General features: G+C 46.0%; 14 protein-coding genes. 11 read left to right on the top strand and 3 right to left on the bottom strand.

The features are described 5' to 3' along the window. Positions 1 to 3: 3 nt before the first annotated feature. Together KYK27_RS06260 and KYK27_RS06265 are read right to left on the bottom strand one after the other, a co-directional pair. Positions 4 to 2322: a penicillin-binding protein 1A gene (locus KYK27_RS06260; protein WP_199109113.1), complete on the bottom strand. Its 2319-nt coding sequence runs from the start codon at positions 2320 to 2322 to the stop codon at positions 4 to 6. Between the two features lie 5 nt (positions 2323 to 2327). Further along, complete coding sequence (locus KYK27_RS06265) at positions 2328 to 5117, bottom strand: tetratricopeptide repeat protein (RefSeq protein ID WP_317195894.1); 2790 nt, start codon at positions 5115 to 5117, stop codon at positions 2328 to 2330. A 377-nt stretch (positions 5118 to 5494) separates the two neighbouring features. On the opposite strand from KYK27_RS06265, the gene KYK27_RS06270 reads away from it, so the two are divergent. The 11 genes from KYK27_RS06270 (at position 5495) to KYK27_RS06320 (ending at position 14812) form a co-directional block, all read left to right on the top strand. Continuing rightward, positions 5495 to 5722, top strand: a complete 228-nt coding sequence (locus KYK27_RS06270) for an AtpZ/AtpI family protein (protein ID WP_199109115.1) — start codon at positions 5495 to 5497, stop codon at positions 5720 to 5722. 6 nt (positions 5723 to 5728) lie between these two features. Beyond that, entirely contained in the window at positions 5729 to 6118 is a 390-nt protein-coding gene (locus tag KYK27_RS06275) for a hypothetical protein (RefSeq protein ID WP_162428289.1), read from the top strand. Between the two features lie 38 nt (positions 6119 to 6156). Continuing rightward, a complete protein-coding gene (gene atpB, locus KYK27_RS06280) occupies positions 6157 to 7188 on the top strand; it encodes a F0F1 ATP synthase subunit A (RefSeq protein ID WP_199109116.1) in 1032 nt (343 codons plus the stop codon). Positions 7189 to 7224: 36 nt separating this feature from the next. Next, positions 7225 to 7482 (top strand): ATP synthase F0 subunit C, encoded by a 258-nt coding sequence (gene atpE, locus KYK27_RS06285; RefSeq protein WP_162346967.1) that lies wholly within the window; start codon positions 7225 to 7227, stop codon positions 7480 to 7482. A 136-nt stretch (positions 7483 to 7618) separates the two neighbouring features. Continuing rightward, positions 7619 to 8113 carry a F0F1 ATP synthase subunit B gene (locus tag KYK27_RS06290; RefSeq protein WP_199109117.1) on the top strand — a complete coding sequence of 165 codons (495 nt, stop codon included), beginning with the start codon at positions 7619 to 7621 and terminating at the stop codon, positions 8111 to 8113. Between the two features lie 54 nt (positions 8114 to 8167). After that, the gene (gene atpH / locus KYK27_RS06295) at positions 8168 to 8725 is read left to right on the top strand and encodes an ATP synthase F1 subunit delta (RefSeq protein WP_199109118.1); all 558 of its coding nucleotides are present in this window, start codon (positions 8168 to 8170) and stop codon (positions 8723 to 8725) included. Positions 8726 to 8727: 2 nt separating this feature from the next. After that, a complete protein-coding gene (atpA, locus tag KYK27_RS06300) occupies positions 8728 to 10308 on the top strand; it encodes a F0F1 ATP synthase subunit alpha (RefSeq protein WP_199109119.1) in 1581 nt (526 codons plus the stop codon). A gap of 75 nt (positions 10309 to 10383) precedes the next feature. Next, positions 10384 to 11274 carry an ATP synthase F1 subunit gamma gene (gene atpG, locus KYK27_RS06305; protein ID WP_199109120.1) on the top strand — a complete coding sequence of 297 codons (891 nt, stop codon included), beginning with the start codon at positions 10384 to 10386 and terminating at the stop codon, positions 11272 to 11274. A gap of 169 nt (positions 11275 to 11443) precedes the next feature. Continuing rightward, the gene (gene pafA / locus KYK27_RS06310; RefSeq protein WP_199109121.1) at positions 11444 to 13102 is read left to right on the top strand and encodes an alkaline phosphatase PafA; all 1659 of its coding nucleotides are present in this window, start codon (positions 11444 to 11446) and stop codon (positions 13100 to 13102) included. A 38-nt stretch (positions 13103 to 13140) separates the two neighbouring features. Further along, positions 13141 to 13707, top strand: coding sequence for an inorganic diphosphatase (locus KYK27_RS06315; protein WP_199109122.1), 567 nt, complete (start codon positions 13141 to 13143; stop codon positions 13705 to 13707). Positions 13708 to 13912: 205 nt separating this feature from the next. Then, complete coding sequence (locus tag KYK27_RS06320) at positions 13913 to 14812, top strand: hypothetical protein (RefSeq protein ID WP_199109123.1); 900 nt, start codon at positions 13913 to 13915, stop codon at positions 14810 to 14812. On the opposite strand, the gene KYK27_RS06325 is transcribed toward KYK27_RS06320, so the two are convergent. Next, positions 14809 to 16320, bottom strand: coding sequence for an NAD(P)H-hydrate dehydratase (locus KYK27_RS06325; RefSeq protein WP_199109124.1), 1512 nt, complete (start codon positions 16318 to 16320; stop codon positions 14809 to 14811). The two genes, KYK27_RS06320 and KYK27_RS06325, sit on opposite strands and share 4 nt — an antisense overlap. Between the last annotated feature and the right edge of the window lie 81 nt (positions 16321 to 16401).

A 16401-nucleotide genomic window follows, 5' to 3' on the forward strand; every position in this document is an offset into this window, starting at 1 on the left:
AAATTAGATCTCAGCGTCCAGGTCAATTTCAGTTGGCATTAGCAGGAACTCGTCCTGCTGCGCCGAATCCATCGGCATACCGCTGCTATTGTACTTGGCACAGTCTAATTCTACAGATAAAGGCGTTAAAGGTTTAGGGAAAGGCCCTTTTGAAACATCCAACGTTTTATCAGCATATACCCGCTGCATGAAATCACCATAGATCGGCATGGCCGTTTTGTTACCCTGTCCCAAGGCTATAGTTCTGAAGTGGATTGACCGATCTTCGCCACCAACCCAAGTACCTGTTACAAGGTTTGGAGTAAGGCCCATGAACCAACCATCCGACTGGTTCTGAGTGGTACCGGTTTTAGCAGCTATTTCGTTCTTCAGGCCATTGCGGTGACGTAAGCCATAGTAGGCAGTACCACCCGGTTCGGCAGCAGCTTTCAGCATATATACCATCATATAGGCTGTCTCTTCACTCAGGGCTTCTACCGTTTTTGGAGCAAATACTTTCAGAACGTTGCCATGCTTGTCTTCGATCCTTGTGATATAGTTTGGCTCCACCCAGGTTCCACCGTTCACAAATGTGCCGTACGCGCCAACCATATCAAATAAGGTAACATCGCTGGTGCCGAGTGCTAACGAAGGAGTAGGATCTAAAGGAGTGGAGATACCCATGCGCTTGGCTGTTTTAACCAGTGTTTCGGCTCCCAGTTTATTTACCAGGAAAGCAGAAATAGCGTTTACAGACTCAGCAAGAGCTTTGCGTAAGGTAAATTTCTCACCGGAGAATTTATTGTCAGCATTGTTCGGGCACCACATATTACCATCTGGCAGTGGTATACATACCTGCGCATCTATCACTTCATAGCACGGATAATAGCCATTTTCGATAGCTGCTGTGTATAGGAACGGCTTAAACGTAGAACCCGGTTGGCGCGCACCCTGTTTTACGTGGTCGTATTTAAAGTGCTTATAGTTGATACCGCCCACCCAGGCTTTAATGTGGCCGGTTTGTGGTTCCATAGCCATAAAACCAGTCTGCAGGAAGTGTTTATAGTACTTCAGTGAGTCCATTGGGCTCATCATACGCTCTTCTTCACCATTCCAGGTAAACACCTTCATCGGTATTTTCTTGTTCAGGTAATAGTTGATAGAGTCCTGATTGCCGTCGAAGCGCTCATTTAGCTTACGGTAGCGGTCGCTGCGTTTAATAGCTTGTTCAGCAAAGCCTTTAATTTCCTTGTTACTTCGGTCTACCCAAGGGTTGCGGCCTTTCCAGTGCTCAAAGAAAAGTTTTTGCTGAGCCGCCATATGTTTTGAAACTGCCTGCTCCGCATACTCCTGCATGCGCGAATCTATAGTTGTGTAGATTTTTAAACCATCGGCATACAGGTCATAGCCATTTTCACGGGCCCACTGCAATAAAAACTTAGCAGCTTCGGTACGGAAATAAGGTGCCAGGCCAATATTCTGGTTCTCTACACGGTAATCCAGCTTAATGTCTTTTTCCTTCAGCTTGTTATATTCTTCCTCCGGTAGGTAGCCATACTTCACCATTTGCGAGAGTACCACATTCCGGCGACGCTTCGAATTTTCGGGGTTAAATTTAGGGCTGAAGGCAGAGGGAGCTTTAAGCAAACCCACCAGCACAGCCGACTCCTGCACCTGCAGGTCTTCCGGCTTCTTATTAAAGAATGTTCTGGCTGCTACTTTAATACCGAACGCATTCGATCCGAAATCGACTGTATTCAGGTACATGGTCATGATCTCGCGCTTGGTATAGTTGCGCTCCAGCTTCACAGCCATTATCCACTCTTTTGTTTTCAGGATGAGCATGCCAAGACCCGGCACATCGTTAAGCACGCCGTTATTAAGCTCGTCGCTACGCGTGTCGAACAGGTTTTTGGCTACCTGTTGCGTTAACGTACTACCACCACCCTTTCGGTTACCTGTTAAGATACCTGCTGCCACGCGGGCCATGGCTTCGGCATCTATACCGGAGTGTTCTTCAAAACGGATATCCTCTGTTGCGACAAGGGCATTAACAAGGTTTTCAGGCAGGTCTTCGTAGTCTACCGGCGAGCGGTTCTCGCGGAAATATTTACCCAGCAGTTTATTATCGGCAGAATATAGTTCCGATGCCAGTTCGCTCTTAGGGTTTTCGAGGGTGCGCAGGTTGGGCAACTCACCAAAAAGGTTCAGGAAGTTAGCGCTAACCGCATAAACGTAAAGTATAAACACAACAAAGCCGCCGGCAAACAGCAGCCAAAGGGTGGTTATTACTTTCGGGAAAACCGGATTTTGTGGTGCAATGGTCTTTTGACGCGTAGTCATCTACTTTAATAATTGTTTTTGAAGAAAGTCTGGTATGCTTCTACATCTTTCTTCTGCATAAATTTACTATAGTTGGCAGAAGATATGACAAAGGTAACGAATTCTATGCCTCTAATTGTACCAACCGGAGCCTGCGGCCCTTTTTGTTTAATATTATAAGACTTGGCAGTTTTCAGATCGTTAATAGAGCGGCCTACTAGCATTGTTTTACCAGTTGCAAAAGGCTCTTCCGTTATAGTTAAGTTCTCAGCCTTAAAGAACCTGTTATTGTACTGCTGATACTTGGCAACTATATCTTTAAAAGAAGCATGCCCTGTCGGATAGATCAACACAAAATAATAAGCACTGTCGGGTTCCGAACTATAGGCCATCGGGTCAGGAGCTGGTAAGCTGGCTGCTACTGCTGCGGAATCCGGCAGGTCTGATGTATCAGGCATCGTGGAAGCTGGCTGCGCTATAGTTGCGGTGTCTTTAACAGCTGTCGTATCGGCTATAGTTGGCTGTGTAGTGTCAGGTTGCTGCTTAGCTATAGTTGTTGGCTGCGCTGATGCTGTAGATGCAATAATTGTGCTAACTTTCTCTTCCGGCGTAAGCGATGACGTTGCATCTTTATCCTTAGGGGTTGTTACAGCAGGTGCTTCTTTGCGCAACTGGTTCTTTTGCTCCAGCGAACTATAGGTTGCCAGCAGTTTGGTTACGTTCGTCTGCAACGAGCTAGCAGGGTAAGTTTTCTGAAATCTTTCCAGTTGCTGCTTTAACTCCTGTGGCTCTTTGGTTCGGGCCGTAATTAATATTTCCAGGTAAGCTGTTTTGTCCTGTATATCGCTGTGCGGATACTGGCTTACCAGTTGATTCACGATCTGCTGCGCCATTTTATAGTCAGCATCCTCATAGTAAGTGTAAGCAGAGTCATAGAGCGTGTGCGCTTTCAGGTTCTCAGCAGCATTTTTGCTCATAAAGTCAGCATCATCTACCAGCTGCGCAAATGAGGATTTCGGGAACTGCTGCTTTATTTTGTTATAGTATACCTGTTTCTGTGCTTCATTATTTGCCTTGCTATAGATCAGGTACAGTGCATAGTAAGTTTCAGCGGCATGCTCGGTGTTCGGGAAACGCTTTAGTAGCTGCTCGTATGTTTCGGTAGCCTTTTCAGAGTTTTTCAGGTTCTGGTTATAGATGTTGCCCAGTGTAAACAAGGCCTCCTCCACCATCTTCTCAGATCGCTGAATGGCGGCTGTAGTAAGCGGAATATCCTGTAAATAGGTCTGGATCTGGGCCTCGGCTCTTGCTTCCGGGCTTATAGTTGAATCGGCTGCGGCTATAGTTTGATCTGGTGTTTGTTGCGCTACCTGCTGCTGGCCACCGCTTTCCCCACGGCTTCTGATTCGCCAGAAATCCTGTAATGGCCGGTCGCCCCAAATGCGTATAAACTCTGAACGCGCACTTGCCATCGCAGCAGGGTTATCGAAATACCAAACTCCCGCCGAGTTTGTGGTCGGATTAAAAGCTACGGCATCGTTGGAGTTAATGCCGGATCGGCGCTGTTCTTTCTGGGTTTGGGATTGCTGCTGCTGGCGTGCCAGTACCTGCTGTCGGTCTTCTTCCTCGCGCTGTACCAACTGCTGCAGAAAAGTCATCCTGTCTGATTCGCTCATGCGCGCAATGCGTTGCAAACTGTCCTGTGTCTGGATCGTGTTATACTGCGTGGCAAAGGCTGTAAGCACATCACGGCGTTCAGCTACAGCTTCGTACTCTGGGGCAGTTTTAGGGTACACCTGTACGGCGCTGTCGTAATAAGCCTGTGCCATGTTGTACTTGCCCAGGTGGTCAAAGTAGATTTTTCCGGCCAGCAGGTAACTATAGGCTTTCTGGTTTGGCAATGAGCCCCGCTCTTTAATAGATCGCTGCAGGTAAGTAAGGGCTTTCTCGAAATTCTCTTTCCGGAGCTCGAACTGCGCCATTTCGTACAGGATCTTGTCCTTGTACTCCACATTCTTCTCATCCTTCAGCATCTTCTCATAAAAGCCGGCAATGCGTTCCTGGTCCTGCTCATCGCTCAGTTCCGAAACCTGGCCAATGTACAGCCTGCTGAAAAAGCCCAAGTCGTAAGGCGGGTTGCGCTTTAAGATCCTGCTATATTGTTTGTATGCTTCTTTGTCCTGGTCAGTGGACTGGTATAGTTGCGCCAGCACAAACCTTACGCGCGACTGGGCATCTTTTTCTTCAAAGTTCGGGATAGATAAGGCCAGGTTTTCGATTACGGCAGCGGTATCGCCCAGCATGCGGTGGTATTGCGCACGGGCCAGGTATAGTTCGCGGGCATTATCTTTATTAAGCCGTTCGCGGCGCAGCAGTTCCGACACCTGATTAGCGTTATCTTCCTCGCCCATCTGCAGATACGTACGCATCAGCCAGACCAAGGCCTCGTGCCGGGCGTCTTTATCCTTACTTATGGTATTGGCATATTTAAACGTACGGGCTGCATCAGCAAAATCGAGCTGGTAGTAGCGCGCTCTGCCTATCAATATGTAGCTGTCATCAATCCACTTGCTGTTTTTATGGTATTGGATCGGGAACGAAGCTTTTTTTACGATATCTTCCAGGTCGGCGGCAGCAGCTTTGGCGGTAGTAGAATCTATAGTTGGGTAAAGGGGAATAACCTGATTATAGTCGTATTGCATTTGTGCCTGTAGCGCTTCTTCTACGGCACGTAGTTTTTCCCGGGCCAGAAAATAGCCGTTATACCTGGCTGTAGTGTTGTGGTAGGTTTTGCTCAGCGGATTCGAACGTTCCACGGAGCACCCAACAGACAGCAGGGCAATGAACAGGACAAAAAGGTATAAAGTGTTTTGCTTCAAGTTATCTCGTGATGCGGATATTTATGGCCAGGTAATAAAAATAACGTTGCGGCTGGTTTGTAAAGTATAAGGTGTTGCACAACAAAACCGCATACGCACCCGCCTGTAACTGGTTTAGCCAACCCATCTCCTACAAAAATACACTAATATATAATATAAGGAACAGCTTAAGGTGCCAGTATATGAACTATATGGAAAAGCTTTTGGTTTCAGGCGGGGTTAATGAACTATAAATACAGGCAACTCAATTGCTTATTTATCAGTTACAGCAGTTTACATCAAAAAAAGACGTAATTTTGCACAAAATTTAATCTATGGCAGCTACTCCCGAAGATGAAAAGAACGATGGCGGTATAAAACCATACCTGAAATACTCAGGACTGGCTTTTCAGATGATCGGGGTAATGGTGCTGGCAGCCTGGGGCGGTATGAAACTGGACGAGCATTTTGCCACCAAGAATCCGTGGTTCACAATCAGTTTGCTGCTGATAGCTGTTGTAACCTCTATTGTTTTGGTTATACTTTCCTTAAATAAAAAATAAGTACCTGTGAATTTTCTTAAAAAGCTTGCGTTGTATTCGCTGATTATTGGGTTGCTGATTGGGGGACTGCAGTTTTATACTGGTAACCAGTTGGTCCATAACCACGTGTGGTGGCTGTTCGGGTTTATGGTTATAGTTACGGCACTTACCTTTTATGTTTCCCGCCTGGGCGTAAGCTACGACAGCGATAACTTTCAGCTCTATTATTTTGGCTCTATGGGCTTCCGGATGATTCTGAGCATTGCTCTTATATTTATATATGTGTTTATGTTCTCAGAGAACGAGCTGCAGTTTGTGCTCAACTTCTTTGTGTTATATTTTCTATTTACCGGGTTTGAAATTTACAGCTTATTGGCTAACTTCGCACCGCAATTGAAAAAGCAAGACGAAGTATAAATTGTTTCTTTACAACCATTGCTTCTAACTATCTCTTAATGAAGAAGTTATTTATTTTACTGTTTTCCTTCTTAACGATAACGGCTCAGGCTGCATCTTCGGAGGGTGAAGAATTCAAGCCAGGTGAGATGATTACACATCACATCGCAGATGATTATACCTGGTATTTTGCTGACGGCGTAGTGCTTTACTTGCCTGTTATTCTGATAGATAACGGTCAGGTGAATGTGTTTTCGTCAAGTAACTTCTATAACGAAGCGCATGAGGTAGTGCCTTACAAAGGATATGTAATGGAGCACGGGCATATTTACAGAGCAAATGCTGCCGGCGAGGCTTCAGAGGATAAAGCAGGTCTGTATGACTTCTCTATCACGAAGAACGTGGCTTCTATGTTTGTAAGTGTTGCCCTGATGTTCTTTGTATTCTTCTCTATTTCAGGTAGCTACAAGAAAAACGCAGGCAGAGCGCCTCGCGGTATGCAGTCGTTCTTTGAGCCGATCGTCATCTTTATTCGTGATGAAATAGCGAAAGCGAACATTGGTCCGAAGTATGAGCGCTATATGCCATACCTGCTGACGGTCTTCTTCTTTATCTGGTTTAACAACCTGCTGGGCTTAATGCCGGGTGGTGCCAACTTAACCGGTAACATCGCTGTGACACTGGTTCTGGCAGCTATGACGCTTCTTATCACCGTGTTTAGCGGTAACAAAAGCTACTGGGGCCACATCTTCGCAACACCTGGTGTTCCGAAATGGCTTGCTCCTATCATGATCCCGGTTGAATTGATCGGTATCTTTACAAAGCCTTTTTCCCTGATGGTGCGACTTTTTGCTAACATCACGGCAGGTCACATTATCATTCTTTCCCTGTTCAGCTTGATCTTTATTTTCAAGAGCGTTGCCGTTGGTCCGTTGAGCGTGGCGTTTGCTGTCTTCATGAACTTCCTGGAGTTGTTCGTGGCGCTGTTACAGGCTTATATCTTTACCTTGCTTTCTGCCATGTATTTTGGCGGAGCTGTTGAAGAACACGACCATGTGGATGACATGGGACATGGCGACGGCGGTCATTAATTTGAATTCTTTTTTTAACTATATATAACTACAATTATGTTATTAGCAATGTTGCTTCAAGTTGCGACCGATTATGGTTTAGCTATCATGGGTGCCGGTATCGGTGCTGGTCTGGTTGCCCTTGGCGCTGGTTTAGGTATCGGTAGAATCGGTGGCTCTGCTATGGAATCTATCGCGCGTCAGCCAGAAGCTGGTGGTAAAATCCAGACTGCTATGATTATTGCAGCTGCTCTTATCGAAGGTGTTGCACTTTTCGGTGTGGTAGTTTGTCTGCTAATCTCTTTCAAAGGCTAGTAATAGCTTTTGCAGATCTCACGTCCGGACGAATGGTCCGGACGATGAGGTCTAAAGTAGTAAAATAGTTAAAGAACCTGTATTGCAGTAGCAAACAGGAAGCTAAATAAAATCATAAAAGAAAGTTTCTAAAACAATGGAATTAGTAACCCCTGGATTTGGTCTGATTTTCTGGCAGTTAGTGACGTTCCTGATCGTTCTGTTCCTGCTTACAAAATTTGCCTGGAAGCCAATCATGAACGCACTACGCGAGCGTGAGACTTCTATCGAAAACGCATTGAGCGCTGCAGAAAAGGCAAAACTTGAAATGCAAGGCTTAAAAACTGAGAACGAGAAACTGTTGGCTGAAGCACGTTTAGAGCGTGACAAGATTCTGAAAGAAGCATCGGATGCTGGTAACGCACTGGTAGAAAATGCAAGAAACAAAGCTAACGAAGAAGGTTCTCGCATGATTGCACAGGCCCGTGAAGCAATTGAGAATGAAAAGCGTGCCGCTATCACAGAAGTGAAGAATATGGCTGCTGCTCTTTCAGTTGATATCGCAGAGCGCATCCTGAGAAAAGAGCTGAACGATCCGCAGGCACAGCAAGCCCTGGCACAGGATTATATTCGTGAAGTAACGCTTAACTAAAAATAAAACGGATGGTGCTGTAAAAGGCGCCGGCCATACTTTATAAAAAGCAATATGTCAGAATTAAGAGTTGCTTCCAGATACGCGAAGTCGCTGATTGAGCTGGCTGCGGAGAAAGGAGTTTTAGAGCAGGTGCATGATGACATGAAACTGTTTACAAGCGTAGTTTCCCAGAACAGAGGCTTTCAGATGCTGTTGCACAACCCGATTGTGAAGTCAGATAAAAAACTGGCGGTTATCAATGGCGTGTTTAAAGGAAAAGTGAATGAATTGACACTTTCTTTCTTTAACATAGTAGCCCGCAAAAGCCGTGAGTCTATACTGGAGTTTGTAGCAACAGAGTTTGAGAAGCAGTACAACGTAATGAAAGGGATACAGCGTGCCAGCGTAACATCGGCAGCACCACTCTCTCCTGCATTGCGTCAGCAGCTTGGTGAAAAACTGGCTAACGAAACTGGTAAAACTATACAGTTAGAAGAAATGATCGATCCAAGCCTTATTGGCGGCTTTGTACTGAAAGTAGGCGACAAACAGATCGATAGCTCTGTGAAATACAGCCTTCGCAAGCTTAGAAATAATTTTAAAGACAACTCCTATATTAATAAACTATAATCATGGCAGAAGTAAGACCTGATGAAGTATCAGCCATACTAAGAGAGCAGCTTTCCGGCTTCCGTTCTGAGGCAGAACTGGAAGAGGTAGGTACAGTACTGCAAGTGGGTGACGGTGTCGCTCGTATCTATGGCCTTTCCAGAGCACAGTCTGGTGAACTTTTAGAGTTTGAGAACGGACTTCAGGCGCTTGTTCTGAACCTGGAAGAAGACAATGTAGGTGCCGTAATGCTTGGCGACTACAGCGAAATTAAAGAAGGCGCGACAGTAAGAAGAACAAACCGCATCGCTTCAGTTAAAGTAGGTGATGGTATCATTGGCCGTGTGGTTAACACACTTGGTCAGCCTATAGATGGTCGCGGACCGATTGCTGGTGATTTATATGAGATGCCACTGGAGCGTAAAGCACCAGGTGTTATCTTCCGTCAGCCGGTAAACGAGCCAATGCAGACTGGTATCAAAGCGATCGACTCTATGATTCCGATCGGCCGTGGTCAGCGTGAGCTTATCATCGGTGACCGCCAGACTGGTAAATCAGCTGTTGCGATCGATACAATCCTGAACCAGCGCGAGTTCTTTGAAAAAGGAAAGCCTGTATTCTGTATTTATGTAGCAGTTGGCCAGAAAGCATCTACAGTAGCACAGGTTGTTAAAGCCTTGACTGAAGGTGGTGCTATGGACTACACTGTAGTTGTTGCAGCTTCAGCTTCTGATCCGGCTCCAATGCAGTTTTTTGCTCCATTTACAGGTGCTGCAATCGGTGAGTTCTTCCGTGATACTGGTCGTCCTGCACTGGTTGTTTATGATGACCTTTCTAAGCAGGCGGTAGCTTACCGTGAAGTGTCTCTTCTTCTAAGAAGACCTCCGGGACGTGAAGCTTATCCAGGTGACGTATTCTATCTGCACTCTCGTTTATTAGAGCGTGCTGCTAAGATCAACGCATCTGATGAGATCGCAAGCAACATGAACGACTTACCAGAGTCTATCCGTCATTTAGTGAAAGGTGGTGGTTCTTTAACTGCACTTCCTATCATCGAGACGCAGGCTGGTGACGTTTCTGCTTATATCCCAACTAACGTAATTTCGATTACAGATGGTCAGATCTTCCTTGAGACGAACCTTTTCAACTCAGGTATCCGTCCGGCGATCAACGTAGGTATTTCGGTATCGCGTGTGGGTGGTAACGCTCAGATCAAGGCGATGAAGAAAGTATCTGGTACACTGAAGCTTGATCAGGCGCAGTTCCGTGAACTGGAAGCGTTTGCTAAATTCGGTTCTGACCTGGATGCTGCTACCAAGCTTACAATTGAGCGTGGTCGTCGTAACCTGGAAATCCTGAAGCAGCCACAGTTCTCTCCGGTATCGGTTGAAGAGCAGGTAGCGATTATTTACTGCGCTACAAATGGTTTGCTGGATGATGTTCCGGTGAATGAAGTGAGAACTTTTGAGAAAGATTTCCTGCGTACCATGCGTGCTCAGCACGAAGGAACCCTGAATGCATTGTTAGCCGGTAAACTGGATGACGAAACAACAGGTGTTATCCGTCAGGTAGCAAGAGAGCTTTCATCTAAATACAAGAAGTAATTTTTAAGTTATGCGTTAGGGGTTAGGAAGTTTAAAACTTCTTAGCCTTTAACTTTTGCTCATAACAAAAACTATATGGCAAGTTTAAAAGAGGTTAGAAGCCGCATTACATCGGTATCGTCGACACAGCAGATCACAAAAGCCATGAAAATGGTGGCGGCTGCCAAGCTAAGACGTGCGCAGGATAATATCATGCGTATGCGCCCTTACGCGCAACGCTTAAGCGGTATACTTGCTAACCTGTCTTCGCTTACCGAAGGATCAGTAGAAAATAGATATTCTGTAAAACGTGATGTGAACAGAGTGCTTATCATCGCTGTAACTTCTGACCGTGGTCTGGCAGGTGCTTTTAACTCCAACATTATCAAAGCTGTTACCACACTGGCTACTGGCAAGTATAGCAGCCAGCTGGAAGCCGGTAATGTTACCTTCTTAACGATAGGTAAAAAAGGTTATGAGGCCCTTACCAAGCGTGGATACAATGTGATCGGCGATTACAATACGATCTTTACAAACCTTTCTTTTGATTCTGTTCGTGAAGCTGCAGAACGCGCCATGGATGGTTTCGTAGACGGTGAGTATGATCAGGTAGAGCTTGTTTACAATGAGTTCAAGAACGTGGCTACGCAGGTTGTTCGTACAGAGCAGTTCCTTCCAATCGAAGAGCAGCCTGTAGACGATAGCAAAGCAGCAACGCTTGTGGCTGACTATACTTTTGAGCCATCTAAAGAAGAGATCATTCAGGAGCTGATACCTAAGTCGCTTAAGATTCAGGTGTACAAAGCTGTGCTTGAATCGAATGCATCTGAGCATGGTGCCCGAATGACAGCCATGGACAAGGCAACTGAAAATGCCGGCGAACTGCTGAAGGAGTTAAAGCTTACTTACAACAGGACGCGCCAGGCGGCCATCACGACGGAGATTCTCGAGATCGTGGGTGGTGCAGAGGCCCTTGCTTCAAAATAACGAAGAAAGAAATACCGATAAAGCAGCGCCCATCTCTAAGGTGGGCGCTGTTATTTTGTACCAATACCGCCGCGCATTAAATTACTGTTAACGTTATTATTTAACTGCAGAAGCGGGCTTAAAACCAGAATGTGTGTTGTAACTTTAACGCAATCACATAAAGGAATACATGAGAACTATAAGCGCCAAAGTTATACTTGTATGTATGTTGCTGCTCTCAGCGTGTGCAACTAAAACAGGTACCATCAGTCAGAAAAAGAATGCCGTAACTATAGACCGCCCAAAGCTGGTGGTAGGTATAGTGGTGGACCAGATGCGTTACGATTTTTTGTACCGTTACTGGGATAAGTACGGCAATGATGGCTTTAAAAAGCTGGTGCAGCAGGGCTTTAATTTTAAAAACACCAACTATAGTTATGTGCCCACTTACACGGCTCCGGGCCATGCCAGCATTTATACAGGCAGTGTACCGGCAGTGAACGGTATAGTTGCAAACAGCTGGTATAACCGCGAAACAGGCAAGACAATGTATTGCGTGGAAGACAAAACGGTGAAAACAGTTGGCAGCACATCCAAGGCCGGAGAAATGTCACCTAAAAACCTGCTTTCTACAACTATAACCGATCAGCTGAAACTGGCAACCAATAAAAGATCGAAGGTGATAGCAGTAGCGCTTAAAGATCGTGGAGCAGTTATTCCGGGTGGTTACATGGCCGATGGTGCGTACTGGTTCGACTCTCAGTCGGGTAATTTTATAACGAGCACTTTTTACAGAGAAAAGCTTCCGGATTGGGTAAATGAGTTTAACGGGCAGAAGCTGGCTGATAAATACCTGAACCAGACCTGGAACACACTTTTACCTATAGAGCAGTATACCAACAGCACTGCCGACGACATGCCTTACGAAGAGGGTTTGCTGGGTAAGGATAAGCCTGTTTTCCCATATGACCTGGCTGCATTAAGAGCAAAAGATTACGAGCTCATCCGTACGACTCCTTTTGGAAATACGTTAACTAAGGATATCGCTTTAAAAGCATTACAAGCAGAACAGCTTGGCAAAGGCGACGCAACAGATTTTCTGTCAGTTAGCTTTTCCTCTACAGATTATATAGGCCACGATTTCGGACCAAATTCGATAGAAGTAGAAGATACATACATTCGCCTGGACCGTGAGATAGCAGAATTGCTGAACGAACTGGAAAAGACGGTTGGGACAGATAACCTGCTAGTATTCCTGACAGCTGACCATGGTGTGGCAAACGTACCGGCTTATATGCTGGCAGAGCGCGTTACCTCAGGGGCTATAAACTATAATGTGGTAGGTGATTCTGTTAAAAAGCACATGGGCCGCACATATGGCGAAGGCAAGTGGCTGGAGAAATATACCAACCAGCAGGTGTACCTGAACCATAACCTGATAAAAGAAAAGAAACTGAACCTGACAGAGGTGCAGCAAAATGTTGCGCAGTATCTGATGACCCTGGAGGGCGTAGCCAGAACGATAACCGCAGATGCGCTGCAGCGTACCAGTTGGAACAACGGGCAGATGCGACTGGTTGAGAATGGGTATAATGCCAGACGATCAGGGGATGTGATTGTGCAGCTGGAGCCCAACTGGCAGAAGCATGGACCAAAAGGTACTGCACATGGCTCTTACTCTACCCACGACACCCACGTGCCGCTGTTATGGTACGGCTGGAAAGTGAAACCGGGCGAAAGCGCCACAACAACAGAAGTAGCAGACATTGCGCCAACTATAGCTACCTGGTTAAATATACAGGAGCCAACTGGCAGCGTAGGAAAAGCATTACAAGAATATATGAAATAACAGCGCTCAAAGGGAGTGCTACAAGTACATTTACATTTATGAATAATTTAGACAAAAACAATCCATGGCATAGCGTAAGCTACGGAGAGGAAGCACCTGGGGTGGTTACGGCCATTATTGAAATACCAAAAGGCTCTAAGGCGAAATACGAGTTGGATAAAGAAAGCGGAATGCTGAAGCTGGATCGCGTACTTTTCTCATCCATACATTACCCGGCCAATTATGGCTTTATCCCTAAAACCTATTGCGACGATAAAGACCCGTTGGATATCCTGGTGATCTGCTCGGTAGATGTGCAGCCAATGTGCCTGATAGATGCAAAAGTGATCGGGGTGATGCAGATGATCGACAACAACGAAGAAGATGACAAGATCATAGCCGTAGCAAACCACGATATGTCGGTGCGCCACATCAATGATATCTCTGAATTGCCACCACACACGTTGCTGGAAGTGCGTCGTTTCTTTGAAGACTATAAGAAGCTGGAGATGAAAGAAGTTATTGTGGAGCAGTTCTTAGGCCGCGAAGCAGCATACGAGATCATTCAGCAGAGCATCGATCTGTATAACACTACCTTTACAGAAGAGAAGCAGAACGTACTGTAAGAATATATTTTCCTGTTTTAGCCTGGCGTGGGATTTCCTGTGTCAGGCTTTTTGTTTGTAGGGAGAAGTTAAGTTGATGCCATGTGTAGGGCTGCAGGTTTCTGCTATTAGAATCACATGCCAGTCTCTTCCAACTTATAATATCACCATAGCTTCTTATAGTTGGTTTGATAAAAGCCCAATAGTTTCGAACTTGCAGAGATAGATGAAGCGAAACGACACAGAAATGAACCTGAACTATAGCGAGAGCCCCGTTTATAGTTTGCTGGCAAGGGTGCTGAATGGCATGCTTTACAGCAGTGTGTTTATTTCAATTTGTGCGTTTGCCCTAACTATAGAAACCTACCTGCTTGCTGACCTTCCGGTATCTGTGCCGATGGCGGTATTTATTTTTCTGGCCACACTCTTTACCTATAACCTGAGCAGCATACAAAGCGTGTTACAGCGCAGGCAGCCTACTTATTATCCGGAGTCATGGTGGCACCGGCACCGGAAAGCGATGGCTATAGTTGGTTTGCTGAGTATAGTGCTGGCAACTATAGTTTACTTCTATTTTAGTCTGCGCCTCAATTTCTGGTTTGTGCTGCACCTGGCCATTATATCCATTGGGTATACCATTCCCATTATGTACCGCAAAAAAAGCGTGCAACCACTGCGCCGGGTCCCGCTGCTAAAAGTTTTCCTCATCGCGTATGTATGGGCTGTTGTTACGGCTATTTTCCCGCTGATAGATGCAGGTGTAGATATCATGGACTTCTCCGGCGTACAGTTACTGCTGCGAAGGTTCCTGTTTATCCTGGCGCTGGCGCTGCTTTTCGATATCCGGGATTATAGTTACGACAAGCACACACGAACCTTAACTGTGCCCGGACTTATTGGCGTGAACTATACAAAACTGCTGTCGCTGGGGCTGCTGCTGAGCTATGCAGTAGTAGTGAGCATCTCGGAGAGCGGAACTATACAAACAGCCCTTATTGCTGCGGCTTTGGCTGCTGCCTTGGTAGTCTGGTTCTCTTCAGAGCTAAAGCCGCGCGTTTATTTTTTGCTGTTGGCAGACGGAGCTATGCTGCTGCATGCTACGCTGGTCTGGTTGGTAAAAGTCTAGTTGTTGGTAAGCGTCATAAAGGCCTGCGGCAGATGGTCGGTCAGGTCGGAAGCTATCATTCCTGTTTCTCCTACTTTTTGTAATGCCAGGTCTCCGGCAAGGCCATGTAAATACACACCCAGCAAACAGGCTTCTTCCAAACTATAGCCCTGCGCTACTAAAGCCGTAAGCACGCCTGTCAGCACATCGCCGGTGCCGCCTGTTGCCATGCCCGCATTGCCTGTTGTGTTAAAATAGACTTTCCCTTCCGGCGTGCAGATAGCCGTATGCGATCCTTTAAGGCAAATATAGCAACTATACTCCCGGCAAAACTCTTTCATATCCTGCAGGCGGTCGTAGTTATTTTTTGATGCTCCAACTAAGCGCTCAAATTCTTTAGGGTGTGGTGTAAAGATGATCCTGTTTTTTGGGAGTTGAGCTTTAAGCTTATCGCTGCTGGCAATAATATTGATGGCATCAGCATCAATCACCATCGGAAGGGTACAGGTTGCCAGCAGTTGGCCAATGGCGGTTTTGGTAACTTTCTCTTTGCCCATTCCTGGACCCAAGCCAACAACACTATAGTTGTCCATATTTTCCGGCAGTTCCGAAATATGCTTCCGGTTGTTATCTGTCAGCGTCATGGCTTCGGGCACGGCTGTTTGCAATATGGTGTAACCAGAAGAAGGTACCTGCATGGTTAGTAAACCAACACCGCTTCGCAAACAGGCCCTTGCCGCTAACACTGCAGCACCCATTTTACCATAACCGCCACACAGCAGCAGCGCATGACCATACAAACCTTTGTGTGAGAACTTCCTTCGCGGTTTTATCAGCTTCCGAACATCATCTATAGTTACAGAACAGTAATCAGAGGGAGCATCATTAACAAAAGCCGGGTTTAAGCCAATGGGAACTACATGCCATTCGCCCACAAAAGCTTCATGCTGCGGCAGAAAGAAAGCCAGCTTAGGCAATTCAAAACTTACTGTATAGTGGGCTGTAACTATAGTTGCTTCGTCAGGCGTCTGAGAGTCAGTGTAAAGCCCGGATGGCATGTCGATAGCAGTAATACAGGCACCGCTGTAATTCAGACAGTCAATTACTTCAGCAAATAAACCCGTTACAGGTCGGTTAAGGCCGGTCCCGAAAAGCGCATCTATCACACAATGGTTTTTATGAAGCGGCGGGAGCTCAGCTACAGATCTTATAGTTTGCGGAACTATAGTTTGGGGGAGGCGCTGCAGGTTTACTTTATGGTCGGGTGATGGATTCTGGTTATCGCCAACTACAAATACTTTTACATGATACTGCTTTTGGGAGAGTAACCGTGCTACTGCCAGTCCATCGCCGCCGTTGTTACCTGGACCACAGAAAATATAAACAGGTTCCTGGGGTGTAAACTTATTCTCGAACCAACAAGCAAAGGCTTTAGCTGCCCGCTCCATCAATTCCAGCGAGTCAATTTCTTCATACTGTAGGGTAGCAGCATCGGCTTCGCGGGTCTGGACTGCAGAAAGTATTTTCATGTGGAACAGCGGCTAGTGGTTCTGCCTACATATACTATAGATTTAGATTCAGGTTGAAATTAGTGTTTGACCACTGCCTTC

This window comes from Pontibacter populi (assembly GCF_019336435.1).
Classification (GTDB): domain Bacteria; phylum Bacteroidota; class Bacteroidia; order Cytophagales; family Hymenobacteraceae; genus Pontibacter; species Pontibacter humidus.

Coding starts and splice junctions, on each gene's coding strand:
- KYK27_RS06260 (WP_199109113.1), bottom strand. CDS start 2,322: ATGACTACGCGTCAAAAGACCATTGCACCACAAAATCCGGTTTTCCCG.
- KYK27_RS06270 (WP_199109115.1), top strand. CDS start 5,495: ATGGCAGCTACTCCCGAAGATGAAAAGAACGATGGCGGTATAAAACCA.
- atpB (WP_199109116.1), top strand. CDS start 6,157: ATGAAGAAGTTATTTATTTTACTGTTTTCCTTCTTAACGATAACGGCT.
- atpE (WP_162346967.1), top strand. CDS start 7,225: ATGTTATTAGCAATGTTGCTTCAAGTTGCGACCGATTATGGTTTAGCT.
- KYK27_RS06290 (WP_199109117.1), top strand. CDS start 7,619: ATGGAATTAGTAACCCCTGGATTTGGTCTGATTTTCTGGCAGTTAGTG.
- atpH (WP_199109118.1), top strand. CDS start 8,168: ATGTCAGAATTAAGAGTTGCTTCCAGATACGCGAAGTCGCTGATTGAG.
- atpA (WP_199109119.1), top strand. CDS start 8,728: ATGGCAGAAGTAAGACCTGATGAAGTATCAGCCATACTAAGAGAGCAG.
- atpG (WP_199109120.1), top strand. CDS start 10,384: ATGGCAAGTTTAAAAGAGGTTAGAAGCCGCATTACATCGGTATCGTCG.
- pafA (WP_199109121.1), top strand. CDS start 11,444: ATGAGAACTATAAGCGCCAAAGTTATACTTGTATGTATGTTGCTGCTC.
- KYK27_RS06315 (WP_199109122.1), top strand. CDS start 13,141: ATGAATAATTTAGACAAAAACAATCCATGGCATAGCGTAAGCTACGGA.
- KYK27_RS06320 (WP_199109123.1), top strand. CDS start 13,913: ATGAAGCGAAACGACACAGAAATGAACCTGAACTATAGCGAGAGCCCC.
- KYK27_RS06325 (WP_199109124.1), bottom strand. CDS start 16,320: ATGAAAATACTTTCTGCAGTCCAGACCCGCGAAGCCGATGCTGCTACC.